This is a genomic window from Paracoccus wurundjeri (assembly GCF_030678915.1).
GTDB classification, from domain to species: domain Bacteria; phylum Pseudomonadota; class Alphaproteobacteria; order Rhodobacterales; family Rhodobacteraceae; genus Paracoccus; species Paracoccus onubensis_A.
The window spans coordinates 72,283-97,476 of record NZ_JAUUTZ010000011.1; the positions used below are offsets into that span (position 1 = coordinate 72,283).

The 25,194-nt window shown below is 59.7% G+C and carries 21 protein-coding genes; 11 read left to right on the forward strand and 10 right to left on the reverse strand.

Features of this window, described 5'->3' with window-relative positions; translation table 11 throughout:
• Positions 1-89: 89 nt before the first annotated feature.
• From Q0601_RS12570 to Q0601_RS12610, 9 genes are all read right to left on the reverse strand, one after another.
• Positions 90-1,025 carry an NAD-dependent epimerase/dehydratase family protein gene (locus Q0601_RS12570; protein ID WP_305290185.1) on the reverse strand — a complete coding sequence of 312 codons (936 nt, stop codon included), beginning with the start codon at positions 1,023-1,025 and terminating at the stop codon, positions 90-92.
• A complete protein-coding gene (locus Q0601_RS12575; RefSeq protein ID WP_305290186.1) occupies positions 1,022-4,897 on the reverse strand; it encodes a glycosyltransferase in 3,876 nt (1,291 codons plus the stop codon). The genes Q0601_RS12570 and Q0601_RS12575 overlap by 4 nt, the downstream gene beginning before the upstream one ends.
• Before the next feature lie 144 nt (positions 4,898-5,041).
• Complete coding sequence (locus Q0601_RS12580; RefSeq protein WP_305290187.1) at positions 5,042-5,962, reverse strand: glycosyltransferase family 2 protein; 921 nt, start codon at positions 5,960-5,962, stop codon at positions 5,042-5,044.
• Between the two features lie 4 nt (positions 5,963-5,966).
• Entirely contained in the window at positions 5,967-8,114 is a 2,148-nt protein-coding gene (locus Q0601_RS12585) for a glycosyltransferase WbsX family protein (RefSeq protein WP_305290189.1), read from the reverse strand.
• 25 nt (positions 8,115-8,139) lie between these two features.
• Positions 8,140-9,030: a glucose-1-phosphate thymidylyltransferase RfbA gene (gene rfbA, locus Q0601_RS12590; protein WP_305290190.1), complete on the reverse strand. Its 891-nt coding sequence runs from the start codon at positions 9,028-9,030 to the stop codon at positions 8,140-8,142.
• Positions 9,027-9,878: a dTDP-4-dehydrorhamnose reductase gene (gene rfbD, locus Q0601_RS12595; protein ID WP_305290191.1), complete on the reverse strand. Its 852-nt coding sequence runs from the start codon at positions 9,876-9,878 to the stop codon at positions 9,027-9,029. Before rfbD ends, rfbA begins: the two co-directional genes overlap by 4 nt.
• Positions 9,879-9,924: 46 nt before the next feature.
• A complete protein-coding gene (rfbB, locus tag Q0601_RS12600) occupies positions 9,925-10,974 on the reverse strand; it encodes a dTDP-glucose 4,6-dehydratase (RefSeq protein ID WP_305290192.1) in 1,050 nt (349 codons plus the stop codon).
• A complete protein-coding gene (gene rfbC, locus Q0601_RS12605) occupies positions 10,971-11,543 on the reverse strand; it encodes a dTDP-4-dehydrorhamnose 3,5-epimerase (RefSeq protein ID WP_305290193.1) in 573 nt (190 codons plus the stop codon). The genes rfbB and rfbC overlap by 4 nt, the downstream gene beginning before the upstream one ends.
• On the reverse strand, positions 11,533-11,703 hold the full coding sequence (locus Q0601_RS12610) for a hypothetical protein (RefSeq protein WP_305290194.1): 171 nt from the start codon (positions 11,701-11,703) through the stop codon (positions 11,533-11,535). Before Q0601_RS12610 ends, rfbC begins: the two co-directional genes overlap by 11 nt.
• Before the next feature lie 276 nt (positions 11,704-11,979).
• Between Q0601_RS12610 and Q0601_RS12615 the strand changes: the two genes are divergently transcribed.
• Complete coding sequence (locus Q0601_RS12615; RefSeq protein WP_305290195.1) at positions 11,980-12,852, forward strand: helix-turn-helix domain-containing protein; 873 nt, start codon at positions 11,980-11,982, stop codon at positions 12,850-12,852.
• 254 nt (positions 12,853-13,106) lie between these two features.
• On the opposite strand, the gene Q0601_RS12620 is transcribed toward Q0601_RS12615, so the two are convergent.
• Positions 13,107-13,919, reverse strand: a complete 813-nt coding sequence (locus Q0601_RS12620; RefSeq protein WP_305290196.1) for an IclR family transcriptional regulator — start codon at positions 13,917-13,919, stop codon at positions 13,107-13,109.
• Positions 13,920-14,132: 213 nt separating this feature from the next.
• On the opposite strand from Q0601_RS12620, the gene Q0601_RS12625 reads away from it, so the two are divergent.
• The 10 genes from Q0601_RS12625 to Q0601_RS12670 all read left to right on the forward strand — a co-directional run bounded on the left by Q0601_RS12625 (position 14,133) and on the right by Q0601_RS12670 (position 25,090).
• The gene (locus Q0601_RS12625; protein ID WP_305290197.1) at positions 14,133-15,374 is read left to right on the forward strand and encodes an extracellular solute-binding protein; all 1,242 of its coding nucleotides are present in this window, start codon (positions 14,133-14,135) and stop codon (positions 15,372-15,374) included.
• Positions 15,375-15,470: 96 nt separating this feature from the next.
• Positions 15,471-16,376 carry a carbohydrate ABC transporter permease gene (locus tag Q0601_RS12630; RefSeq protein WP_305290198.1) on the forward strand — a complete coding sequence of 302 codons (906 nt, stop codon included), beginning with the start codon at positions 15,471-15,473 and terminating at the stop codon, positions 16,374-16,376.
• 1 nt (position 16,377) lies between these two features.
• Positions 16,378-17,205 (forward strand): carbohydrate ABC transporter permease, encoded by an 828-nt coding sequence (locus Q0601_RS12635; protein WP_305290199.1) that lies wholly within the window; start codon positions 16,378-16,380, stop codon positions 17,203-17,205.
• A gap of 40 nt (positions 17,206-17,245) precedes the next feature.
• Positions 17,246-18,391, forward strand: coding sequence for an ABC transporter ATP-binding protein (locus tag Q0601_RS12640; RefSeq protein ID WP_305290200.1), 1,146 nt, complete (start codon positions 17,246-17,248; stop codon positions 18,389-18,391).
• A 58-nt stretch (positions 18,392-18,449) separates the two neighbouring features.
• The gene (locus tag Q0601_RS12645) at positions 18,450-19,652 is read left to right on the forward strand and encodes a CaiB/BaiF CoA transferase family protein (protein ID WP_305290201.1); all 1,203 of its coding nucleotides are present in this window, start codon (positions 18,450-18,452) and stop codon (positions 19,650-19,652) included.
• Positions 19,649-20,800, forward strand: a complete 1,152-nt coding sequence (locus tag Q0601_RS12650) for an extracellular solute-binding protein (RefSeq protein WP_305290202.1) — start codon at positions 19,649-19,651, stop codon at positions 20,798-20,800. The genes Q0601_RS12645 and Q0601_RS12650 overlap by 4 nt, the downstream gene beginning before the upstream one ends.
• A gap of 13 nt (positions 20,801-20,813) precedes the next feature.
• On the forward strand, positions 20,814-21,584 hold the full coding sequence (locus tag Q0601_RS12655) for an enoyl-CoA hydratase/isomerase family protein (protein WP_305290203.1): 771 nt from the start codon (positions 20,814-20,816) through the stop codon (positions 21,582-21,584).
• A gap of 11 nt (positions 21,585-21,595) precedes the next feature.
• The gene (locus Q0601_RS12660) at positions 21,596-22,768 is read left to right on the forward strand and encodes a fumarylacetoacetate hydrolase family protein (protein ID WP_305290204.1); all 1,173 of its coding nucleotides are present in this window, start codon (positions 21,596-21,598) and stop codon (positions 22,766-22,768) included.
• Positions 22,768-23,529 carry an SDR family oxidoreductase gene (locus Q0601_RS12665; protein WP_305290205.1) on the forward strand — a complete coding sequence of 254 codons (762 nt, stop codon included), beginning with the start codon at positions 22,768-22,770 and terminating at the stop codon, positions 23,527-23,529. The genes Q0601_RS12660 and Q0601_RS12665 overlap by 1 nt, the downstream gene beginning before the upstream one ends.
• Positions 23,530-23,572: 43 nt before the next feature.
• Positions 23,573-25,090, forward strand: coding sequence for an aldehyde dehydrogenase (NADP(+)) (locus Q0601_RS12670; RefSeq protein WP_305290206.1), 1,518 nt, complete (start codon positions 23,573-23,575; stop codon positions 25,088-25,090).
• The last annotated feature ends 104 nt before the right edge of the window (positions 25,091-25,194 follow it).

Consider the following 25,194-nt stretch of genomic DNA (forward strand, 5'->3'; position numbering starts at 1 on the left):
CCTGCTGTCCGGATCAGCTTTCATGAAAGGACGCGAAGGGGCACTGTCGCCGTGGTGGCATCCCGCATGGATGATCAGTTTTGTCATTCTCATTCCTTCCGTTCCCGCAGGATATTCCAGAGCTCCGTGATTCCGGTCTCGAGCCCTACCTGCGGTGACCAGCGCGTCACCCGCCGAAACTCGGTCGTGTCAAGTACGATGGCGTCGACGTCAAACCCCCGGGCAGGCTTGTATCGCAATGCGAGATCGGTGCCGGTCACGCGGCGGATAGCGGCAAAGATATCGTTGATACTATACCCGGTGCCAGAGCCGATATTATAGGATCCCGAAGAAAGTTCTGGGGCGGCAAGAGCGATGCAGATCGCCGATGTGACATCATCGATATGAATGTAATCCCGCACGACGGAGCCATCGCCCCAGACCTCGGGCGCGCGCCCGGCGTGAATATGCCTAAGATAATTGGCAATGATCCCGACCGTGGCGCCGCGTAGCTGGAACCGCCCGTAGGGATTGCCGATCCGCAGGCTGATTCCGGTAAAGCCTGCCTTTCCGGCCACAAGGCGCAGGTAATTCTCGATGGCAAGCTTCGAGACGCCATAGCCTGACAATGCCCCGCCCGCCGCATTTTCCGGCACCGGCAGGGTTTTGGGATCGCCATAGACCGTGCCGCCGGATGACGCAAAAATCACCCGCGATATACCGGCCTGACCGGCGGCCTGAAATATAGCGACCGAGGGCGCAATATTCTCGGCCGCATCTCGCGCCATGTCAGTCATCGAAGAGGCCGGTGTCGTGGTGCAGGCCATGTGAACCAGGGCCGTGGCACCGGTAAAAGCCTGTTCTATCCCGGTAATATCCGGAAAGGCGAAGGGGCGTGTTTCGACGCCCGCAAGCAAGTCTGCCACCGCAGTGAGCCGATCCGGCAGATCAAGCACGCAGACCTCGTCTCCGTCAGAGCGCAGCCGCCGTGCAAGCGCCGTGCCAAGAAAGCCCGCTCCGCCCGTGATGACAATCCGCCCGGTCATTTGGCCGCTGCCGCATTGCGGTGAGTATGGGTATAAAGCAGCACCGGCAGCCAATCGTAATGGCTCACGCTGCTTATGTAGCGCCTGACGCCGGCCGGAACGAGCCCCATCTTTCTCAGCCGTGACGTCAGTGGTGCGTCAGCATGACGGCCGGCGATCATCAGGGTTCCTCCGGGTGCCAGTACCCGCGCGGTTTCTGACAGCAGGCGATCATCGTCAATTGCGCCCGTCGCATCGTTCAGCAGGATAAGTTGCAGGCGTGAATCCGCCAGATCGATCCGCCCGTTCCGGGCGATGTCCTGCGTCAGTTCTTCGGCATTGCAGACCCGTCCCTGAAACTGTTCGCGCCAGAAGGCTTCAAGGGCGGCAGGCACATTGACCCCCAATGCGGGCAGGCGGCGATAAAGCAGAATCGATTCCGCCAATACCCGATGGATCGCGCGCGCGCGCCGGTCGGCGCCGCAATCCGGACAGGCGGCCGCACCGTCGAGATCCACAAATTCCACGCTTTGCCTGCCACAGGCATTGCAGTGATAGACCTCACATCGCGCGATCGCGTCAAGCGCGGGCAGATCTTCAAGTCTGGGAGGATGCAGCGCGCCCATATGTTCATCAATCCGATGGAATAACCCGGGGCGCGTCTTGTTGAACAGAGACATTATCCCCGGAACTTCACCCAGTTCCCAACCGCAGCTTTCGACATAATAGGAAAATTCCACATCGGTCGAATTATGCGGAACCGCGTCCGAAAATCCGCCGATCTCATCGATCATTTTCCGGCGCAGCGCGAAGAAGCCGCCCTGCACATGGCTGAAGCTTCGATCGAGATTGTTCAGGGCGAACTCCTGATTGCGGAACTTGTCCCAGAGAGCCTGAGCCTTGGGGTAATCGCGCCCGAAGAGATAAGAGGGCGAGTAGCACAGCGTTCCCGCCTGACCCACCCGGGGATGGGCGTTCATGTAACGAATGAAGGCCGTCTCCCACCCGTAGCGGGTGGTTATGCCTTCCTTGCCGCAGACATAGATCGCATAATCCGATTTCCCCTCGGCAAGGCAAAGATTGGTGCCGGGACCAACCATCGCGTTGTCGCGGTTAAGCAGGATCGTGATGTTGTCGCGCTCGCCGTAAAGTTCCATCAACTGCGCCAGAGCAGGGGCATCGCTGCCATTGTCGCAGATGATCAGATGGAAGGGGAGCGACGTATATTTGTAAAGCCGTCGGATCACCTCGGATGTCTGGGCGAGGTTGTTCCAGCTGACGATCATCAGATCGATGGTCTCGCCCGCCCAGACACGGATCAGGTTATCGACGAGATGTTCGGAATTGTAATCCTTGCGAATGCGTTCGGCGGCATTCTCGATCATTGCGGCCACGGCAACGTCAGGCAACATGTAATAGGCCCGGATGCGCGCCGCGAGGGCCTCGGGCGTGGCGTCGCTGACAAGGCCGGTGATGCCGTCCTCGATCAGATCGGGAATCCCCGACAAATCCGTGGTCAGCACCGGCAGGCCCGCAGCCATGGCCTCCATCAGCACGGTCGGGATGCCGTCCATGTCGCCATCGGCGGCGCGGACTGAAGGACATGCGAACAAATCGCTTTCGCGGTAAAGTGCCAGCATCGCATCGCGCCCCTTGACCGGGCCGCAAATCGCGACATTGGAGATGCCCTCTTCGGCGATGACTGCTCGGTAAACCTCTTCCAGTTCGCCATAGCCGTAAAGCTCGATGCGAATATTGTCCTGTTCCAGAAGCTTCCCAGCCCGGATCAGGTGGATCAGTCCCTTTTTTTCGGTGAAGCGATGGATGGCAATGATCCGCCGGAAGGGGCGCTTCTCTCGCCCTTCCTTCCAGCCCTTGGCGTAAAGCCGGGGATCGCAGCCATTCGGGCTGATCATCATCTTGCTGTCGGGCACGTTACGCGCCGCCAGATACTGGCGATGGAAACGCGACGGAACAAAGACCTTGCGGCACCAATCCGAATGCGCCACCTCGCCGATGCGGTTCATCGCGTCATTGCGGTAGCGGAAAATGTCCTGCGCATGAGCGATGAAGGTGAACGGGATCTTCGCCGCCTCGCAAGCCGGCCAGACCATATCCGTCACGGTCGGGTAAACGAAGTGGGAATGCACGATGCTGCGCCCGGTCCCGGTCAATCGTTCGGCCAGATGAGCGGCGTCGCGCACGGTCTCCCATTCGATGTCGAAATCGGGTCTGAAATCCGGATAAGGCGACTGTCTGCAGAAGACCCGCACATCGAAGCCCTGTTCGCGAAGAAGTCGCAGCTCATTGAGTACGAAAGTTTCCGAGGGCACCGGGAAATGCCAGCAGAAATAGGCTACTTTCATCGTCTCCCGCGGTTGCGGCGTCAGATCCCGGCGGGCCGGCAACCTGAGGCGTTGCGGTTCTGGTGCATGGTCGAGACCTTCATAGGCGCTGCGCAACTGGTTGATATAGGCAGTCCGGTCGAAGCGCGCGATAGCCTTTGCCCGGGCCGCCAGACCCATCCTGCGCAGTCCCTCGCGATCCGAAGCCAGCTTGCGGATCGTGTCGGCCACGGCCCCTGTATCGCCGACCGGGACGACAAAGCCGGTTTCCCCATGTGCGACGAATTCAGGCGGCGCACCATGGTCATAGACGATGGCAGGACGGCCCGCAGCCATGCCTTCAAGTACCGTCCGGCCGAAAGATTCCTGAAAATGCGACAGGCTGAGGACGATATCGGTTTCCGCGACCGCCTGTGCAGGGGTTTCACGGTAGCCAATAAGCCTGAGATTGGCGGAAAGCTCGCCCGCCTGGATCTTCGCGGCGATAATGGCCGTATGCTCATTTTCCGGGCCGATCAGACGGAAGGATATCTCTGGCAGGGCGGCCAGTTCCTGTGCCACACGCACGAAATCCCAAAGCCCTTTCTTGGGAAGATTCGAGCTGATCAGGCCAACACGAAGCCCGTCACCTGCCGTCGCAGGTGACAGATGCGCCAGTTCTCTGAAATCGACGGTATTGTACACCAGAGCCGCTTCACGACCGGGCTGCGCAAAGCCCGAAAGTGTTGCCATGGAGTTCACGATCACGCGGTCGCAGCTGTTCCATACCTTCTCGACGATCGCGTCGGCGGATTCACCGATCATGTTCAGCAAGGCGTCATCATGGCGGATCAACTCGCGCACATGGATGATACTCCTGACACCCATCCGCCTTGCCGCAATCAGCGGTTCGCGCAGGACGATGGTATTGGTATGGACCACATCCACGGTTTCATCGGCGATAATCCGGGAAAATTGCGCCGTCACTGCGTCATTCACCGGTGTGCCGTCGCGCCACCAGCCATAGGACAGGATGTAAGCGGCGACGGATTTCGTGCGCAGGGTTTCGAAATAAGCCGGATTATCGGCGCCCGGCACGGTCACGATCACATTGAAATCAAGCGCATTCAGACCGTCCAGCATGTCAAGCAGGCTGCGCTCACCGCCGAAAAGCTTGTCACCCGCTATGTGACTGCACAGCATGACCACAGGCCGGCCCGGGCGTGTTGCGACGCCGCCCGCTACCCGGCGCAATCCCGGGACTGCTCCCGTGGTGACCGCTCCGGCGGCGGAAACCTCGAACGCCTGCCGGCCCTCGGCCCGGCCATGGCGGATATAATGCAGAACCGGATTGAGCTTGTGCCGCGCGACATCGCTGTTGATGCGCAGATATCGGTCGCTATCAAATTTCGGACCGGGGCTTCGGTTAAGCCGATGGCCAAGCCAGAGATAATGTTCCAGCGGATCCATCCCCAGCAATTTGACGTCGCCATTGCGTTCAAGATACCAGTCAGGATCGAACAGGCCGGATGCGAGGAGCTCGCTTTTTTCAGAGTTTCTGGAAGACATTTCCTACCCCGTTCACTCTGTCACTCCATCACGTGGCGGTCATTGCTGCAAGGCAGCTTCTGCTTAGTGGATACGGTTGAAAGGATCCACAACATATCGCAAAACCGGGCCGCAGCCGTCATCTGCCGCAGGGCATTCTTGTTGTCAGCCGGTAGGGTTGATCAGCTTGGGTGCAAAGGGAAAGCCTGCGGCGCCCCCATCCTTTTCGCGCCGCATATGGCCCTCATAACCGCATTCGCGCAGAACATGCTCGAAATAGCCCGGCCAGTTCGCCTCGCAGGGGAAAAGTGGGTTGGGCGATGGTTTGCCCTGCAATCCACGGCGCAGAAAACGGCGGGTCGTCTCTTCCAGTTCGATCGAGGTGACATGACCCAGTGACGAGAAGGAATTCGTGTCATGCAGCCGGTAAAAATAATGCGGTTCCTGGACTACGACCGGCTCGGTGAAAAAGAGCGCCTGCAGCAGGAAATCCCAGTCATGACAATATTTCAGCGGCTGGAACGGGCCGGCCTGTTGGTAGAGATTGCGTGTGAACAGAAGATTGCCGGTGGAGATCGCGACATTGGCCCGCATCAATGCGAAACCGGTAGTGGGATCGCGATCAAATGCAAAAAGCTGCCGCAGCGCGAAGAGACGGAAGAATTCGTCTATCTCGGCGGCGGGATCCGCCTCGGCCAGCACCTCGACCAGCGAAAATCCGATTTCCGAACCGGTATCCGCCAGCGCTGCCATCAATGTCGCGATCCGGTCGGGATGATAACGATCATCGGAATTGATCAGCGAAAGATGGTTGCCCTGCGCGGCGGCGATGGCGCGGTTGATCGTGGCATGCGCGCCCAGATTGTGTTCATTGCGCAACAGGATCGTGTTTCGAAACCGCTGCGCGAGCGGGCCGGACAGCAGATCCTGCGCGCGCTCCCAGGTTTCGTCGGTCGAGCAATCATCGATCAGAACCAGCTCCAGCGCGTCATAAGTCTGATCGTGGATCGATTGCAGGCAATCGGCCAGATAGCCCGCGTGGCAATAAGTCGGCACAACAACGCTGACAAGAGGATCTGCCGTCATGAGCCTAGCCCACCAGCAGAACGATATCCGGGCAGACCGCCAGGGCGTGTTTCGGGCGGTAGGGATCCGGGATCAGGAATTCCACCTCATAGCGTCCGGCCGGCACATCTTTGAAGCTGGCATTAAGCGTAAAGCCGCAATCCTTTGCGCCGGAATCCAGCGACAGGGCCGCAACCACATCCGGGCGGTCTTCACGATTATGGATTGCCGCGACATAGCGGCGCTCGGGCGCTTCTGTGTCACGCAGGGCGATCATCGCCGTTGCCGCACCGCGCCCGCCGATCAGGAACCAGCCGCGCATTGCAAGCCCCTGCCAGCGTGCAACGGGCAGGTCGGTTCCGGTTCTGACCGGATGACCGTTCAGCATGTCGATTCCAGTTGGCTGGCCCGTTTGCCGTTCGACTTTCATCAGCGGTGCCGCGACAGGAACGAAGACCGAGGCGTCGCCGCCCCAAAACCCCCGGCCACGCCGCGCGACCAGAGCGTCAAGCGCCCGATTGGCAGCGATAAGGCTTTCAACGCAGCGTCGGGTTTCCGCCAAGGGATCGGGCTGCCCATCGGGTGGTGGCCGCAGTGGTGCAAGCGCAAGCGCCTTTGGCGTAAGGGCGTCGCGCATCGCAGTCAGGGCCTGTGTCCCGCTTTGGCGATCGGGTTCCAGACAGGCGCCGCTGGCCCAGTCATTCCACGATCTGACAAAGACGAAGCGCTGCCCTTCGGGCAGTTGGTCGCGCGCCTCGGCAGCCAGATGACGCATCCACAGGCCAAACAATTCTGGCCGCGCGCCAGTGAAAACAGTTCCCCGAAGGCCATAACGGGGCGTATCGTCCCAGCCCGGCATGGCGGTCCGGAAGCGCATATGCCCGGCCGCTGGCCGGGAAATCTCGCCTTGCACAGCATCGGCATAGTCCTGGATGTCGCCCTGCCATCCCGGAGCCATACCAGGTTCGCTCTGCTCTCCCGCAGTCGCCGCAAGGCCGACAGGCGGATACTGACAGCTGCTGTCGCCGCCGTAATCATGCGGATTCATATCGGGCTCGGTTTCGACGATACAGACATGCAGATCCGGGAATCCTTCGTTCCGCATGATCTCGCGCCATCGGCGAATGGTTTCGGGAGGGCTTTTCAGGGATGAAATGCCGCGGATCAGAAGAAGCGGGGCGTCGTCAATGCTGATATAACGCGGCGACCGGAAATATTTCAGGCAGGACCGGATGAAATCATTATCGTCGCTATAACTATGCGCATGCGGCGAGACGGTTTCCCCATCTTCACCCGAGGGCGCGCGCAACCGGCCTTCATTCGCCCAGCACAGGCAGAAGCCAAAATCGTAATCCTGCGTGACGTGGCGGTCGATGGGCAGGGTCATCCGGGCCTGCCCGGCGGCCCAGTGATAGTCATAGCAAAACCCGCTCAGCCCATGATCTTTTGCAATCGCGATCTGGCTTTGCTGAACTGCATCGACCCGCAGATCGTAAAAACCGCCGTTTCCCGGCAATCTGGGCTGGGCGTGCCCGTCAAATAGAGGACGCGCGGCAGCGACATCCGCCCAATCGGTTGTGTCCCGGCCATACCAGCCATCATGCAATGCATAGGGATAGAATTGCGATCGATAGAAGGCCAGCACCATTACCGGCGCGGATGCAGGTGCGTTGTCCAAAGTCGATTCAAGCAGGCGGCCGCGCTGGCGCAGCAGATCCTCCTCGCGCTTGGGAACTCCGTTGGCGCGGCGGGTAACGATGCGCTGCAAAAGCCCCCGGTCGATCCCGGCCAGATTGGAAGAAAACGGCAAGGCAAGGCCCGTGCCGCGGATTTCGATGCGCAAGATATCGGCAATCCGGGCTTCGCCCGGTCCGGCCTTGCGAAGGTGATCCAGCAGCCGTTGCGCGGCCGGTTGCGTCATGTCGCGCAAAGGAACGGAAAAGCCCGCACGGACCGGCCGTTTCAACAGCCCGGCGATATCTTCGCGAAAGATGGTGCTGACCGTGGTCAGGACGGGTTCGCCAAACAGGGAAATCTCCAGCTCGATCGGCTGTTGAGGCTCGGAGGCCGATAGCACCCAGCCATAAATCCATTCATCGGTGAATCCGTCAACCGCACCACGCCAGGCCGGGCCTTCGGTCAGTTGGTTCAGATCCCAGGTGATTTCCGACATGTGCCCCTCCTGTAGTTCCCGGATCTTATGTCCGAATAAGGCCCGACAGATAGGCGCCATATTCATTCTTGCCGAAAAATGCCGCGCGTTCACGCAGAACGGCAGCACTGATCCAGCCTTTTTCAAAAGCGATCTCGTCAAGACTTCCGACCTGCAGGCCCTGACGCAATTCCAGGGTGCGGACGAAATTCCCGGCATCAAGCAGGCTTCCATGCGTCCCGGTGTCGAACCAAGCATAGCCGCGCCCCATAAGTTCCACCATCAACCTGTCCTCGGCCAGATAGAGTTCCAGAAGCGAGGTGATCTCCAGTTCACCCCGGGCCGAGGGCTTGATCGATCTTGCCTTTTGCGGGGCCGTTCCATCCATGAAATACAGCCCGGTAACGGCATAGTTCGAGGCCGGTTTCGCCGGTTTCTCGACAATGCTTTCGACCTTTCCGGCTGCATCGAATCCCACCACACCATAGCGTTCCGGATCCGAGACGCGATAGCCAAAGACGGTGGCGCCGGTCTGATGGGCCGTAGCAGTCTCCATCTGCTCGGTCAGGCCATGTCCGAAGAACATGTTGTCCCCGAGAATCATCGCCGAAGCGTCGCCGGCAAGGAAATCCTCGGCCAGAAGATAGGCTTGGGCAAGCCCGTCGGGGCTATCCTGAACCAGCCAGGTCAGGCCGATGCCCCACTGGCTGCCATCCCCCAGAGTGCGACGGAACTGTTCCTGATCATGAGGCGTGGTGATGATGGCAATCTCGCGGATGCCGGCCAGCATCAGTACGGAAAGCGGATAATAGATCATCGGCTTGTCATAGACCGGCAGAAGTTGCTTCGACACGCCGATGGTGATCGGGTAAAGCCGTGTGCCCGATCCGCCGGCAAGGACTATGCCCTTGCGGGCCGGAAAGGGAGCTGTTGTCATCGGATCGCCTCGAGTTCGGTTAACGTCTCATGGACTGCCTGTTTCCAGTCAGGGCGGTCAAGTCCAAAACCGGCAAGGCCCGAACAGTCCAGCCGGGAATTGAGCGGCCGTTTCGCCGGGGTAGGATATTCCGAGCTTGGGATATCCTTTATCGTGCAATCCAGTCCGGCCTGCGCCATGATCTCGCGGGCAAAGTCGGCCCAGGACGTATCGGGCGCCCCCGAAAGGTGATAGGTTCCGGATTTTCCGGGCGCTGTTGCAAGTTGTTCCGCGATGGTCAGACAGGCATTCGCGATGGCGCGCGCCGGGGTAGGTCCACCGATCTGGTCGGCCACGACGGTCAGGCTGTCACGCTCGCGCCCAAGCCGCAGCATGGTTTTCAGGAAATTATTGCCATGGGCGGAGAAGACCCAAGAGGTACGCAGGATGGCATGGATCCCTCCGGCCATCCGGACAGCTTCCTCGCCCCGAAGTTTCGAGCGGCCATAGGCGCCCAATGGGCATGTCGGGCTATCGGGAGCAAAGGGCGCTTCACCGTTGCCGCCGAAAACGTAATCGGTGGAAATCTGGATGAAGGGAATCCCCAGATCGGCGCATTCCGCCGCCATGGCGGCAGGAGCGTCCCCATTTACCACAGTCGCCGCAGCTTCCTCGGCCTCGGCCCTGTCCACCGCAGTCCAGGCCGCGGCATTGATCACGGCTTGCGGCGCATGGACACGGATTGCGGCGGCACAAGCCAGGGGATCCGACAGATCGGCATCCTGTCGGCCCAGAAACAGGGCTTCGGGCCGCAGATGCTGCAATTCAGTGGCAACCTGCCCGCTGCAGCCAAAGACAAGAAGCTTCATGCGGGTTCTCCGATCCCATCCGCAGGGCCGCAGGTCTTCCCGCTGGTCACGCCTTCACCCCCAGCCTTTCACCGATCCCCTTACGGGCCTGTAACGGTTTCCACCAGTCCTCATTGTCCAGATACCATTGCACAGTCCGCGCAAGCCCTTCCTCGACCGTGACCGAGGGCTGCCATCCCAGTTCCTCGCGGATACGTCCGGGCGCGATCGCATAGCGGGCATCATGGCCGGGACGATCGGTGACAAAGGTGATCTGGTCCGCGTAAGACCCCTGCGCCTTCGGCCGCTTTTCATCAAGGATCGCGCAAAGCGTCTGCACGAGCTCCAGATTGGTCCGCTCATTCTCGCCACCGATATTATAGCTGCGGCCGACGCGGCCTTTCTCCACCACCAGCAGAAGCGCATCGGCATGATCCTCGACGAAAAGCCAGTCGCGGATGTTCGAACCATCCCCGTAGATGGGCAATGGCTTGCCGGCCAGGGCATTCAGGATGATCACCGGAATTAGCTTTTCGGGGAAATGATAGGGTCCATAATTATTCGAACAATTGGTCAGGACAACCGGCAGGCCATAGGTTTCATGCCAGGCCCTGACCAGATGATCCGAAGCCGCTTTAGATGCCGAATAGGGGCTGCGCGGATCATAGGCGGTATCCTCGGTGAACTTCACCAAAGGATCGTTCGGCAGGGAACCGAAAACCTCATCCGTCGAGATATGATGGAAGCGAAATCCTTCGGGCCGACCTTCGCTCACCCAGAAATCGCGCGCGGTCTCCAGCATGTTATAGGTGCCGGTGATATTCGTCTCGACGAAAGCGCCCGGCCCGTCGATCGAGCGGTCGACATGGCTTTCGGCGGCCAGGTGCATCACCGCGTCGGGGCGATGCGTGATGAAAATCCGGTCAAGCGCCACCCGGTCGCGGATATCGGCCTGCTCGAAGGCGTAAAGCGGGCTTTCGGCGACGTTTGCCACATTTTCAAGGCAGGCGGCATAGGTAAGCGCATCCAGATTGACGACGTGATGGCCCCGCGCGATTGCCAACCGGACTACAGCGGATCCGATAAATCCGGCTCCGCCGGTGATCAGCAGCTTCATTTCGTCATCGTCCATGTGAAGGGGGTATCGAAGCCGGCCAGTTGGGGGGCGGCGCTGTCCTTGGTGGAAAGCACGGGCTGCACGCCCGATGGCAGCGGCCAGTCGATGCCGATATCGGGATCATCCCAGCGAATGGCGCCATCGCAATCCGGGGCATAGAAATCGGTGCATTTATACTGCACCTCGCAATCCGGGGTCAGGGTCAGAAACCCATGCAGGAAGCCTTTCGGCACCAGGAACTGCCGCATGTTTCCGGCGCTTAGCTCGACCCCGGTCCATCGGCCGTAATGCGGCGAGCCAAGGCGGATATCGACCGCCACGTCGAAAATCGCCCCACGGCTGCAACGCACCAGCTTATCCTGCGCATGAGGCGGGCTTTGGTAATGCAGACCGCGCAGCGTGTATTGTGCCGCCGAGAAGGAATGATTGTCCTGCACGAAGGGAAGATCGAAACCGGCCGAAGCCATTTGTGCCGCATTCCAGGTTTCCGAGAACCAGCCCCGGGCATCACCGAACCTGACAGGTTCGGAGACAAAGACATCAGGCAACGAGGTGGGGTCAATTTTCATGATCGGTCAGCAAAAACAATTGTTCGGAATAATCGCGGCCAGACCCCGGCAGGGGAACCGCACCGGCGGTGAGCTTATCAGGAGATTTGCGGGACATAAAGCCTTCGGCCGCCGGGATGCCAGCGACGATCCCGTTGCGCAGGCACTGTGCTTTGCGCATTCGCCTGTCATTTTAATGACGTGACGGGGGAGAGACATTTTTATGAGATGTTCCATTTTCGAAACAAGTTATGGAAAAACGTTAGGTGACGATATGGAAAATAGATCAAATATTATCGATCTTCTTGCCCATCGCACTGATTTGTCGGAAACATCGACAAGTGCCAGGTAGTTCACGGTGGTTGGTTATGTTTAAAAAAAACACGTTTCAGAGGTCTTAAAAAACTGTAGCTCATCGCTTGCGGGATCTGGGCTGACAGCATCCTGGCGGCGGTCGATGCTGAAATATGGCATTGATCCTGCGGATGATTATCGCCCGGAACGATTGACACAATCCGAATTGTCATTGCGACAAGAAGCGTTAGGGGCATTTCTGAATATCGCAGCCCCTCAGCTTGATCAGCTTTTCAAATTGGTGGGCAGGGACGGGCAAGGCATTCTTCTGACAGATGCCGAAGGCGTTGTGATTGACCACCGTGTGCATGATTCCGACAGTGTTCAGTTTCAGGAATGGGACCTTTGGAATGGCGCCGATTGGTCCGAAGCGGCACAGGGAACGAACGGAATTGGCTCCTGCCTGGTGGAAAAGCGCAGGATTTCCATTCACCAGGATGAACATTTCCGGGCGCGCAATATCGATCTGTCCTGTATGAGCACACCTATCTGGGGACCGGATGGGCGACCGCTTGCGGTTCTTGATGTTACCTCAACCCGCTGCGAGCAGAATATACAATATAATCGGCTTATTCTGTCGCAGATCACGCATATCTCCAAGATCATCGAGGCAATGTATTTTCGGGCCTCTCATCCGAATTCTCGGGTTATTTCCATCTCGAAAGACGGCGGTGATCCGGCAGCACTTCTGGCTGTGGATAAGGACGATATTGCCATCGGCGCGACCCGCACCGCGCGTCGCGCTTTGAATCTGGATGTGGAAGGGGACATCAGGAATATTCCCGCAGCGGAGCTTTTAGAGTTCAATGAGGATAACCCGGAGCTCACTTTGAATATGACTGATCGCGCCGTTTTGCTGCGCGCTCTTGCTCGTTCCGGAGGGAAAGTCTCGGAAGCGGCGCGTATTTTGGGAATAGGACGAACGACAATGTACAGGCGTATGTTGCGAGCGGGGTTGAGTAGAACATCCGATTGATCAGAGCCCTGCCGTTGCAGGGCCCTGTTGTAAGAGGGCGAATCGTTTTATATGCGTTTCCTTGCCTGGCCAGTGGCGGCGGGACCGCCTCTGTAGGGCTTGACCTCAGGCCAGTGTACAGAGCAATGCATGCTGGTTATGAGCCAGAGAAACTCCCGACATTTCTGGCTGAGTGCCCGGCAGATATAGCACATGCGGCCCGTTCGCTGATTTTTGGCAATCGATCTTGTCACGGGGCGGATGGGTCACCCGAATCACGTCCTGCGCATTCCGATGCCTTCCGAGATCAGATTTGCGGTATTCTGTAGCATATGCTGGACGTCTTCCACCTGTACAGTGATGTTGTTCTGGCTGAGAAAGGGGACAGTAAGTGCCGCGACCGTTGTGCCATTCAACCCGAAGATCGGGCAACTGACGTCAACGACCCCGGCCGTTGTCTGACTGGGGTTCATGTAATGCCCTGTGGCCCGGATGCCGTGAAGTTTCTGCTTGAGTTCTTCCGCAGTCAGCCCGGAATCATCATTCTGGAGCATTTCCTTGGTCATCTGAGCGGCACTTGTGCTTTGCGCGAATGCCGTCAGGACCAGGGCAGAGGTTCGTTCCGGCTTCATCACGAAATGGGTGCCCAGCTTTACGCCGAAACTAAGCGGTTCCGGGCTGTCGACCTGCGCAATGACCAGAATGCATCCCTGATGGTAAACGACGAGATGTGCGGATTGCCGACTGTCTTCAGCCAGCTTCTGCATCAACGGCAGGGCGACCTGCAAAAGCAGCTTGGTCGGCGGATGCCGGTGTGACAGTTCGAACAGTTTAAGCGTCAGCTGATAGGATCCATCGCTGTCCCGGCTGAGATAGTTCCGCCGTTCGAGAACATTCAGCATGCGGAAAATCTCGGTCGTGGTGCGGTTCAGCCGCTTGGCGATCTGCTGTTGAGAGATTCCTTGCGGCGAGTCCGAGATCAGCTCGAGAATGTCCAATCCCTTTTCCAGCGCGGGTGCGGCATAGCTGCCGGCCTGAGATTTCTTGCCGCCGCTCGCATCGACATCTGCATTTTCGCTGGCTGTCATTTTTACCTCACCATTCTGAACGCCGGGCCGGGACGGCCTCGGTGCATGTTGGATAGCAGCATTTCCTGCAAGTTGTCCCGTTCTGCAAGATAGGAAAATTTTACTTGTAAAAATTAATTTTAAATATTAAACGGCAGGATGCGAGGTGGCAACAAGGTCGTGATCTGGTGTTCTGCCTGAAAATTGCGTCTCGCCAAATGCAAGGGGGGAAACATGATTAAGAAATTAAGCGGATACCGGATGGTGCCTGTAATCGGCACTGCTGCCATCGCTTTGTCGCTGACCCAGGTGTCGGCGCAGGAGAAGACCGTGATCACATTCTCGGCGTCGCATTTTGCCGAGGTGGGGCGCGGTGACGCGCTGCGCGAGTGGGTTGCGAAATTCAATGGCAGTCAGGACGAGATCGAGGTCCAGCCCATCACTATCCCGTTCTCTTCCTATGCTTCGACGATTTTTACCCAGATGGGCGGGGGCGCGGGGCCTGATCTGGTCAGGTTCGATCTGCCGGAATTTTACGCGGCGGCAAATGCCGGCCGGTTGCTTCCGATGGATGACGTCATCGATGATGCGCAATATGACTTCACCAGCGCCGATGCCTATATGAAGGTGGACGATACGCGCTTCGGGGTGGTTTTCGACAGCGCCAATTACGCGTTGATCTACAATGCCGATCTGCTTCCTGGCGGAGAGCCTCCGAAGGATATCGACGAATTTCTGGAATATGCCAAGGCCGCGACAGGTAACGACAATTACGGTTTTGCGTATCGAGCAACAATGGCGGAACGCGGCGGTGTCTGGTATGATGTTACTAATTTCGTTTACGGCTTCGGTGGGCGCTGGTCGCTTCCCGATGGTACGCCCACTTTCAACAGTCCCGAGGTGGTTGCGGGAATCGAGGCCTACAAGCAGGTATACGATGCCGAAGTGATCCCGCGCGGAACCGATGCCGCGACCTACCGGCGGATGTTCTGGGAAGGCCGGGTTGCGATGGAGATCGACAATGGCGGCGTCGCCACGATCCTGACCGCGCAGGGTGCCGGTAAGCCGATCCACGCCTCTGCCTCACCCTTTCCGCATCCCGAACAGGGGATGATTCTTGCGCCTGTAACGATCAACGCCAACACCAAGGCGCCAGACGCGGCCGGAACGTTTTTGAAATGGGCGCTAGAGCCGGAACAGCAGCAGGAGTTGCAGCAGCTTCTGGGTGCGGCGAATGTCGCAACGGTAGTCGAGCGTAGCGACGAGGAACTGGCCGCTAATCCATGGCTTGCCGCCTATGATGCGCAGACCCCGAATTCTGTTCCGGCGCTTGCCCAGGGGCTGGAAGAGAAATCGCCCGAAATTCAGCAGATCGTGGTCGAGCAGGTGCTGCGGGTGCTTCAGGGCGGGGTCAGCCCGCAGGACGCGATGGATCGGGTCCAGGAGCATGTTGAAACCCGCATGCTCCGGCGTTGAAAGCGGCTGGCGAGCCTTGGCAACAGGGCCTGCCAATCCTTGCAGAATTGATTTTCGTACCCTCGCTCACGGACCTTTGGCATTATGCGCAATTCGGTGAAGATTCAGACAAGGCGCAAGGATCCGGCGCGTTTCCTGCCCTATGCCTTCATTGCTCCTCTGGCGGCTTACCTGCTGATCTTCCATGCATACCCTCTGATGCAGGAATTTATCCTCAGCACGACCTATACATCATTGCTGGATCCGTCTCTTCGCGAATTCGTCGGTCTCGACAATTATCGTGACGTGCTGGGAGATCCCGAATTTCACAAAGTACTGCGCATCACCGCAATCTATACCGTGATCTGTGTATCCGGCGGAGTCGGTCTTGGCCTGCTGGTGGCGCTGCTTCTGGATTTTAATTTCCGGGGGCGTGGAATTGCCCGCGCGCTTGTCACCATTCCATGGGCCGCTCCGCCGGTCGCAGTCGCTTTGATTTTCATCTGGATGTTCAATGCGCAATTCGGTATCTTCAATGACATCCTGTCCGGGCTGGGCATCAGTGCCGAACCGATCAACTGGCTGGACGATCCGCAGCGGGCGCTTCCAGCGGTTCTTTTCACGACGATCTGGCAGATATTTCCCTTTTCATCGGTCGTCATCCTGTCGGCGCTTCAGGGCGTCCAGTCCGAGCTGCGGGAAGCCGCGATTATCGATGGGGCCGATAAACTAAGCGTCTTCAAGGCCGTCGTCTGGCCGACGATCAGGCCCACGGTCGCGATTCTTGCGCTGCTGCTGACCGTGTGGTCCCTGCGCCGGTTCGATGTGATCTGGGTGATGACCCAAGGCGGTCCTCTGGGCGAGACGAACACGCTGGTCATCGATCTGTATCGCCGCGCCTTCGTTTATCTGGATCTCGGTCATGCGGCGGCTGTCGGCGTCATCGGTGTCTGCACCGCGCTGGTTGTGACCTTCATCTATTTCTGGTTGTCGGCACGTGCCGACCGGGCAGCGGGGAAATAAGATGAACCGATCCTGGGCCTTCCATTTTCGCATCCTTGCCGTTCTGGCGGTTTTGGGAATAGCCGCCTTTCCGGTTTACTGGATGGCGGTTACCTCGATGACCTCTTCGGAGGAGCTTTTCGCCGGCAGTCCCCGCCTGCTGCCCGATCCGGCGCAGATTGGCACTTATGCTCGCGCGCTTGTCTCGACCCCGCTGCTGACTTGGCTTGGTAACAGCCTGATCATTGCGCTTGGAACGACGGCGCTGTCGCTGCTGCTTGCGATCCTGCCTGCCTATGCATTGTCGCGGATGAGCTTTCGCGGCAAGCTGCTGCTGGCGCTGGGCCTGTTCGTGACCCAGATGCTGCCCGAGGCGATGCTGGTCGTGCCGCTATACGACATCTTCTCGCGTTTCGCGCTGCTGGACAGCCTGACCGGGCTGATCCTTGCGAATACCGCTTTTGCCGTGCCGGTGGTCACCTGGATCCTGAAGGGCGCCATCGACGGCATCCCGACCGAAATCGAGGAAGCCGCGCGGATCGATGGCTGCTCCCGCGTTGGGATCGTGCTGACGATCGTGCTTCCGCTGATCGCCCCGACACTGGCCGCGGTCACGGTGATCGCCTTCTTTCAGGGCTGGAATGAATATGTCTTCGCGCAGACCTTCATTTCGGATGAATCCCTCAAGGTCGCCTCGGTAGGGCTGGCCAGTTTCGTAGGGGAATTGTCCACACCTATGGATACCGTCACGGCCGTGGGGCTGACCTATACGCTTCCGGCGGTCGTCTTCTACCTTCTCGTGCAGCGCTACATCGTGGCGGGCATGACCAGCGGGGGTGTCAAAGGATGATGCCGCCGCGTTCCGGAAATTTGTCAAACAGGCACTGATCATGGCTCTCAGGTTTCAGAATATCAAAAAGAAATTCGGAGATCTTACGGTCATCCGAGACATCTCTCTGGATGTGGGGGATGACGATTTTCTTGTCCTTCTTGGACCGTCGGGCTGCGGCAAGTCGACCCTGCTGCGGATGATCGCGGGGCTGGAAGAGGTGACTTCGGGCGAGATCCACCTGAACGGCAGACAGGTCGAGCATTTACCGCCCAGTGACCGTGACATGGCTTTCGTATTTCAGTCCTATGCTCTTTATCCGCATATGACGGTCCGGCGGAATATCACCTTCCCGCTGATCATGCGTGAACATAAATGGTGGTTCCATATCCCGCTTGTCGGTTATCTGGCCAAGCGACGGATCGAAGCCAGACCCGACATTCGCGAACTGGTCGCGATAACCGCCCAAACTCTTGGCCTGACGCAGGTTCTGGACAAGCATCCGCGCACCCTGTCGGGCGGCCAGCGCCAGCGGGTCGCGCTTGGCCGGGCGATGGTGCGGCAGCCTGCGGCCTTTCTGATGGACGAACCGCTGTCTAACCTGGACGCGAAGCTGCGTACCGCCATGCGGGCCGAGATAGGCCGCCTGCATCACCGCCTTGGTGGCACCTTCGTCTATGTGACCCATGATCAGGTAGAGGCCATGACGATGGGCACCAGGATCGCGCTGCTGCGCGGCGGTGACATCCAGCAATTTGGAACGCCGCGCGAGATATATGAACGTCCGGCGAATACCTATGTCGCCCGGTTCATCGGGACACCGCCCATGAATCTGATCGAGGCGCAGTTTCAGGGCAATAGTCTCCGCATCGGGGACCGGCTTCTGCGGCTACCGGAAACCGCGCCGCGCGGTGATGATCGCAAGGTCTGGCTGGGTATCCGCCCCGATGCGATCTCGTTGACCGCCGCCGATGCGGCGGATGCGTTGCCGGCGCGGGTGACGCTGGTCGAACATGCGGGGGCGGAATCGCTGCTGGCCTTCGATCCCGGGAATTTACGCGTCGGTCATGATGAGGATGGGCAATCCGAGATCATGGCCAGCCAGAGCGGTTACAGCGACATTGCGGCAGGCGATCGGGTCGGGCTGATGCTCGATATCGCCCAGGCCTCGTATTTCGACATCGACAGCGGGCTGCGCATCGACTGACTCCTGTCGTCCGGCACCTGCCGGATTTCCATCCTCCGATCGATCAGGGAATTCCGAATTGACCAAAAATATCTTGTCCGGTTACCGCGTTCTTGACTGCTCCATCGCCATGGCGGGCCCATTCGCGGCCCAGCGTCTGGGCGATCTGGGGGCGGATGTCATCAAGATCGAACCCATCAGCGGCGAATGGCAGCGCCATGTATCCGCCGGCGGTGCGCGCGGGAACAAGATCAACGTCTCGTTCCTGTCACTGAACCGCAACAAGCGCTCGCTTGCGGTCAATCTGAAGGATGCCGAGGGCAAGGCGCTTCTATTGGATCTGGTGAAGACCGCCGATGTCTTCATCCAGAATTACCGTCCCGGGGTCGCGGACAGGCTTGGGGTGGATTACGAAACCCTGTCGAAGCTGAATCCCCGGCTCGTCTATGTTTCGATGTCGGGTTATGGCGAGGACGGGCCTTATGTGAACCATCCCGGTCAGGATCTGATCCTGCAGGGCTTGTCGGGGGCGATGCTGTCTGCCGGACGCGCGGATGAGGCGCCGACCGCGGCGGGCCAGTTCCTGGTCGATGCCGTTGCCGCCTCCACTGCCTTCGAGGGCGTTCTTGCCGCGCTTCTCCACCGCGAACGGACAGGAGAGGGCCAGAAGGTCGAGGTGAACATGCTTGATGCGATTACCACGCTTCAGATGCAGGAATTGTCAGTCTATCTTCAGACCGGCAAACCGCAGGAACGTTCGTCCGAACCTCATGCCCATGTCTATATCCGTGCGCCTTATGGTGCCTTTGCGACTTCGGATGGTTACATTACGCTTGCCTTTCCCCCCTTGAAGACGCTTGGCGAGGTTATCGGTGAACCGGCATTCCTGAACATGGATGACGAGACCGACAGCTGGGCACGGCGCGACGAAATCTTTGCCCTGACGCGCGAGAAGCTGTTGCAAAGATCATCGTCGGACTGGCTTGAGCTGTTCCGGGCGGCGGATATCTGGTGCGGTCCCGTCTATAGCTATGCCGATCTCGAAAATGACGCACAGATTCGGCATAACGGGACGATTGTCGAATATGATCATCCGACCGAGGGCCGGGTGCGTACGCCGGGCTTTCCCTATAAATTCTCGAAAACGCCGCCGGCCATTAACCGCCCGACGCCGCTGGTCGGACAGCACAGCGCAGAGGTATTGCGCGCCCTTGGCTATGACGACGCCCGGATTCAGTCGCTTTCCGCATCGGGTGCGATCCATCTGGGGGATAGCCAATGAAGCGTCACTACAAGGGCCTGACCTGGGATCATCCGCGCGGTTATAACGCGCTGGCCGCCGCCGCGGCGCGGTTGTCGGAACTTGACGATCTGGCCATCGATTGGGACAAGCAGCCCCTGGAAGGATTCGAAAGCGCGCCCATCGCGGATTTATGTGAGCGTTATGATCTGGTCGTGCTGGATCATCCGCATATCGGCGAAGCCTTCGCGCAGGACTGCCTGATGCCGATCGACGCGGTCCTGCCTGCCGACGCATTGGAAAAAATTTCCAACGCGGTGATCGGGCCTTCGCTTCAGTCGTATCACTACGAGGGCAGGTTATGGGCGCTGCCGCTGGATGCCGCGACGCAGGTTGCTGCATTGCGTCGTGATCTGCTGGACACAGCCGTGCCGACGACCTGGCCAGAAGTGCTGGACCTATCGAAATCGGGAATGGTTGCCATGTCGGCAGCTGGCCCACATGCCTTGTTGAGTTTTGGGTCTGTCTGCGTGGCGCTGGGCGCATCTCCGGGGCTGGATGACGCCTATATCGGCACTGAGCCGGGGCTGGATGCGCTGGACGTCCTTGCCGGGCTTTATGCGCAGACACCGGCTGCTGTTCTGAACCTGAATCCGATCGGCATTCTGCAGCTGATGGCGACCAGCGACGAGGTGGCCTATTGCCCGTTGATCTACGGCTATGTGAATTACGCCGCGCCGGACGATCCGGGGCATCGTCCGATCACGTTTGCCGATGCACCTGCGGGGCCGGGGGGGATCGGCTCGACTCTTGGTGGGACCGGGCTTGCGGTGAGCCGCCGCACCGAGATCTCGGACGCGCTGGTCCGGCATCTGCTATGGCTGATGTCCGAAACCGCGCAATGCGATTTCATCCCCGCGCATGACGGCCAGCCAAGCCTGCGCCGGGCCTGGGCGGACAAAACGGTAAACGCACGCTGGGGCAATTTCTATCTCGATACCGAAGCCACGCTGGAAGTGGCTTGGGTGCGGCCACGCTTTGACGGATATATCGCCTTTCAGACCGCCGCGTCGGCCCTGTTGCGCGAGGGTTTCGCGACTCGTCGCCCCCAACGCGAACTGCTTGATCATCTGAACCGGCTTTACCGCAATCACCGCCCGCAGGCCGGCAGGCCCAGTGCGACGCTTTGAGCATGAGGACGACATGAGTGAGAACATTCTTTTCGAGATCAGCGGTCATGTGGCGCAGATCACGCTGAACCGGCCCGCCAAACTGAATGCAATGACGCCCGAGATGGCCGATGCCCTGCTGGATGCGGTGGCCGAATGCAACGCGAGCGAGACAATCCGTTGCGTGGTTCTGACCGGCGCGGGCGAGAAATCCTTCTGTGCAGGCTCGGATATCCGGGAGTTGGACGGCTACGACACGCCGTGGAATTTCCGCAACCGGCCTGATTACTGCGATGCGATCCGCAAGCTGCTGAAGCCGACTATCGCGGCGATCAACGGCTATGCCTTTGGTGGAGGTCTGGAAATGGCGATGAGCTGCGATATCCGCATCGCCTCGCCCCATGCAAAGCTTGCATCGCCGGAAATCAGGCTGGGATGGATCGGAGGAGGTGGAATGGCCGCCTTTCTCTGTCATTCCGCCGGCATGTCCAATGCGGCACTGATGCTTCTCACCGGGGAACCTATCGAGGCTGAGCGCGGTCTGGCCTGGGGCCTGATCTCTGAAATCGTGGCAGGGCAGGATCTGTTGTCGCGCGCGCATGAACTGGCGTCGATCATTGCATCGCGCGCGCCGATCGCGGCCGAGACGGCCAAGCTGAACCTGCGTGCCGCGCATACGATGCCGCTTGAAAAGGCGATCGAATACGAGCGTGATCTGCAGACCATTTGTTTCGCCACGGCGGATGCGCAGGAGGGCCGCCGCGCCTTTGCCGAGAAGCGCGTTCCGGTCTTTCAACGGAAATGAGGCCCGATATGATGACTCCTGAACAAGTTCTACCGCAGGACGGTTATCGCGGAACGCTGCTGGCGCGGATATGGGATCCCCGCCATCAGGGACCTTCGCTGGTCGCGGTGCGGGAAACCGGGCTGCATGACGTCACGGCGCATTTTCCCACCACCAGCCATCTTTACGCCCTGCCTGATCCGGCGGCGGCACTGAATGCGGTTGCGGGCGAGCGGATCGCCTCGCTTGCCGAGGTGCTGGAGCATTCGCGCCCCGACGCAGCGGGCGGCGACCGGCCCTACCTGCTGCCGCCTCTGGATCTGCAGGCGGTCAAGGCTGCGGGCGTGACCTTTGTGGTCTCGATGCTCGAACGTGTCATCGAGGAGCGGGCGCGGGGCAACGCTGCCGATGCGGCCGATATTCGCGCCCGGGTGCGCCAGATCGTGGGTGACGATCTGGCCGCGCTGCGCCCCGGCTCTGAACAGGCGGCCGAGATGAAGCGGGTGCTGGTCGAAAAGGGGATGTGGAGCCAGTATCTGGAAGTCGGCATCGGACCGGATGCCGAGATATTCACAAAGACCACCGTGTTCGCCTCCGTCGGGTTCGGCGCTCATGTCGGCATACACCCGCAATCGGTCTGGAATAACCCCGAACCGGAGGTGGTTCTTGCGGTTTCGCCCGATGCCCGCATTGTGGGGGCCACATTGGGTAACGACGTCAATCTTCGCGATTTCGAGGGGCGGTCGGCGCTGTTGCTGTCGAAAGCCAAGGATAACAATGCCAGCTGCTCCATCGGCCCCTTCATGCGATTGTTCGATGACAGCTTCGGGCTGGACGACCTGCGCCGGACCGAAGTCGAGATGCGTGTCGAGGGCAGGGACGGCTTCGTGATGGACGGATCGTCGTCGATGGCGCAGATCAGCCGCGATGTGACCGATCTGGTCGGGCAGGCGATGGGGGCGAACCACCAATATCCCGACGGGATCGTTCTGCTTACCGGCACGATGTTCGCGCCGGTCAAGGATCGCGATGGTGCAGGGCAGGGCTTCACGCATCATCGCGGCGATCTGGTCGAGATTTCCGCGCCTATGCTGGGTTGTCTGGTCAACACCGTCGAAACCTCCGACCGCTGTCCGCCCTGGAATTTCGGGCTGCGGCAGTTGATGCGCAGCCTTGTCCGGCGCGGACTTCACGACGCGATCTGATGGCCACGGATTTTGATCTGACCGGCGAATTGGCGCTGGTGACCGGTTCGGGCAGCGGGATCGGTCTGGGTATCGCCCATGCTCTGGCGCAGGCGGGGGCACGGGTTCTGCTGCATGGGCGCGACCGCGAGAAACTGGAAATTGCAGCGGGGCAATTTGCGCCGGACCGGATCGCGGGTTGCGCCTGTTTCGATATCGCCGATGAAACCTCGGTTGCGAAAGGGTTCGGCGAATTGCCGGATATGGGGCACATGATCAGTATTCTGGTCAATAATGCCGGATCGCAACTTCGCCAGCCCATGCTGGATATGGATCCGGTTGACTGGCGCCGCATTGTCGACATCAATTTGACCGGAGCATTCCTGGTATCCCGCCACGTGGTGCCGGGGATGCGGCAGCGAGGGCGCGGTAAGATCGTTAATATCACCTCGCTGACTGCGGAGGTCGCGCGCCCCGATGTCGGCCCTTATACGGCGGCCAAAGGGGGGCTTCGGATGCTGACCCGCGCGATGGCTGTCGAATGGGCGCCCTATGGGATCCAGGTCAATGCGATCGGGCCCGGGCATATCGTCACCGAGATGACTGCCGCGACGCGGGCGCAACCCGATTTCGAGGCATGGGCGCGGCACCGGACGCCCGCCGGACGATGGGGTGAGGTTCGGGATCTGGACGGCGTCGCAGTGTTTCTTGCCTCGCGCGCGTCGGATTTCGTGACGGGCCAGACCCTATATGTCGATGGCGGTTTCCTCGCCGCTATGTAATCTTCACTCATATCGACCCTTCACCGACAAAGGATGACGCATCATGACCTTCACCCCCCACGGCAAGCATCTGATCGCAGGTGAATGGATCGCGACCGATCAGCGTTTCAAATCCGAACCCGCCCATGGTCCGGCGCATGAATTCAGTATCGGGACCGTCGATCTGGTGGATCGCGCGGCACAGGCGGCCGAGGATGCCTTCTGGACCTATGGCTATAGTTCGCGGGTAGAACGCGCGGCGTTCCTTGACGCCATCGCCGATGAGATCGAGGCGCGCGCGGAGGCCATTACCGAAATCGGCACGCAGGAGACCGGCCTGCCCGAAGCGCGGCTTCAGGGCGAACGCGGTCGCACGACAGGTCAGCTTCGGCTATTCGCCGAACATATCCGCAAGGGCGAGTATCTGGATCGCCGTATGGATCCCGCCTTGCCCGACCGGCAGCCTGCGCCGCGCCCCGAAATCCGGCTGGTGGAGCGTCCCATCGGGCCGGTCGCGGTCTTCGGTGCCTCGAATTTCCCGTTGGCTTTCTCGACCGCGGGCGGTGATACCGCTGCCGCCTTGGCCGCGGGCTGCCCGGTTGTGGTCAAGGGCCATTCCGCCCATCCCGGCACCGGAGAGATTGTCGCCGAGGCGATCCTTGCCGCCATTGACAGGACCGGGATGCCGAAGGGTGTCTTCAGTCTTGTTCAGGGCGGCAAGCGCGACGTGGGACAGGCTTTGGTCCAGCATCCCCTGATCAAGGCGGTGGGTTTCACCGGCTCGCTTGCGGGCGGGCGCGCATTGTTCGATCTTTGCGCACAACGGCCCGAGCCAATCCCGTTCTTTGGCGAGCTTGGCTCGGTCAACCCGATGTTCCTGATGCCGGAAGCTATGGCAGCGCGGGCCGAGGATATCGGCAGCGGCTGGGCGGGATCGCTGACCATGGGTGCTGGTCAGTTTTGCACCAATCCCGGCATCGCCGTGACCATAGATGGTCCGGAAACTGACCGTTTCATTGCCGCGGCAAAAGCAGGTCTGGAGAAGACCGGCCCTCAGCCGATGCTGACCGAAGGCATTGCGGCGGCCTATCGCGACGGCAAAGAGCGTTTCGAGTCCCGCAATTCGGTGAAGCCGGTCCATGTGACCGAATCCCCGGGACGCGAGGCCAACCCGAATCTTTATGAAACCACCGCCGAAGCCTATTTGCAGGACCGCGCCTTGGGCGAAGAGGTGTTTGGCCCGCTTGGCCTGATCGTCCGGGTGGCATCGGTCGATGAAATGGTGACACTCGCTAAGGGTTTCGAGGGCCAGTTGACCATGACCCTGCACATGGATGAGGGAGATCTGCCCCATGCGCAGAAGCTGCGGCCCGTTCTGGAACGCAAGGCCGGACGGATTCTGGTTAACGGCTTTCCGACCGGGGTCGAGGTCGTGGATTCCATGGTTCATGGCGGGCCATATCCGGCATCGACCAATTTCGGAGCGACCTCGGTCGGCACTTTGGCGATCCGTCGTTTCCTGCGCCCGGTCAGCTATCAGAATTTCCCCGAGGCGCTGCTGCCCGAGGATTTGCGTCAGTAAAGATATCACGCAGAGGCTCGCTGGCCATGTCGCTATGGATCGGAGCGGCGTCGGGAGTGCAAGATTCCGCGCAGGAAGAAACTGCGCGGGAGTTGCGGCAGATC

What these genes read in the sequence shown, in the direction of transcription:
- Q0601_RS12585 (WP_305290189.1), bottom strand. Translation starts at nt 8,114, where the DNA reads ATGTCGGAAATCACCTGGGATCTGAACCAACTGACCGAAGGCCCGGCC.
- Q0601_RS12670 (WP_305290206.1), top strand. Translation starts at nt 23,573, where the DNA reads ATGACCTTCACCCCCCACGGCAAGCATCTGATCGCAGGTGAATGGATC.
- Q0601_RS12655 (WP_305290203.1), top strand. Translation starts at nt 20,814, where the DNA reads ATGAGTGAGAACATTCTTTTCGAGATCAGCGGTCATGTGGCGCAGATC.
- Q0601_RS12660 (WP_305290204.1), top strand. Translation starts at nt 21,596, where the DNA reads ATGACTCCTGAACAAGTTCTACCGCAGGACGGTTATCGCGGAACGCTG.
- Q0601_RS12640 (WP_305290200.1), top strand. Translation starts at nt 17,246, where the DNA reads ATGGCTCTCAGGTTTCAGAATATCAAAAAGAAATTCGGAGATCTTACG.
- Q0601_RS12650 (WP_305290202.1), top strand. Translation starts at nt 19,649, where the DNA reads ATGAAGCGTCACTACAAGGGCCTGACCTGGGATCATCCGCGCGGTTAT.
- Q0601_RS12580 (WP_305290187.1), bottom strand. Translation starts at nt 5,962, where the DNA reads ATGACGGCAGATCCTCTTGTCAGCGTTGTTGTGCCGACTTATTGCCAC.
- Q0601_RS12625 (WP_305290197.1), top strand. Translation starts at nt 14,133, where the DNA reads ATGATTAAGAAATTAAGCGGATACCGGATGGTGCCTGTAATCGGCACT.
- rfbC (WP_305290193.1), bottom strand. Translation starts at nt 11,543, where the DNA reads ATGAAAATTGACCCCACCTCGTTGCCTGATGTCTTTGTCTCCGAACCT.
- rfbB (WP_305290192.1), bottom strand. Translation starts at nt 10,974, where the DNA reads ATGAAGCTGCTGATCACCGGCGGAGCCGGATTTATCGGATCCGCTGTA.
- Q0601_RS12575 (WP_305290186.1), bottom strand. Translation starts at nt 4,897, where the DNA reads ATGTCTTCCAGAAACTCTGAAAAAAGCGAGCTCCTCGCATCCGGCCTG.
- Q0601_RS12615 (WP_305290195.1), top strand. Translation starts at nt 11,980, where the DNA reads ATGCTGAAATATGGCATTGATCCTGCGGATGATTATCGCCCGGAACGA.
- Q0601_RS12635 (WP_305290199.1), top strand. Translation starts at nt 16,378, where the DNA reads ATGAACCGATCCTGGGCCTTCCATTTTCGCATCCTTGCCGTTCTGGCG.
- rfbA (WP_305290190.1), bottom strand. Translation starts at nt 9,030, where the DNA reads ATGACAACAGCTCCCTTTCCGGCCCGCAAGGGCATAGTCCTTGCCGGC.
- Q0601_RS12610 (WP_305290194.1), bottom strand. Translation starts at nt 11,703, where the DNA reads ATGCGCAAAGCACAGTGCCTGCGCAACGGGATCGTCGCTGGCATCCCG.
- Q0601_RS12665 (WP_305290205.1), top strand. Translation starts at nt 22,768, where the DNA reads ATGGCCACGGATTTTGATCTGACCGGCGAATTGGCGCTGGTGACCGGT.
- Q0601_RS12570 (WP_305290185.1), bottom strand. Translation starts at nt 1,025, where the DNA reads ATGACCGGGCGGATTGTCATCACGGGCGGAGCGGGCTTTCTTGGCACG.
- rfbD (WP_305290191.1), bottom strand. Translation starts at nt 9,878, where the DNA reads ATGAAGCTTCTTGTCTTTGGCTGCAGCGGGCAGGTTGCCACTGAATTG.
- Q0601_RS12620 (WP_305290196.1), bottom strand. Translation starts at nt 13,919, where the DNA reads ATGACAGCCAGCGAAAATGCAGATGTCGATGCGAGCGGCGGCAAGAAA.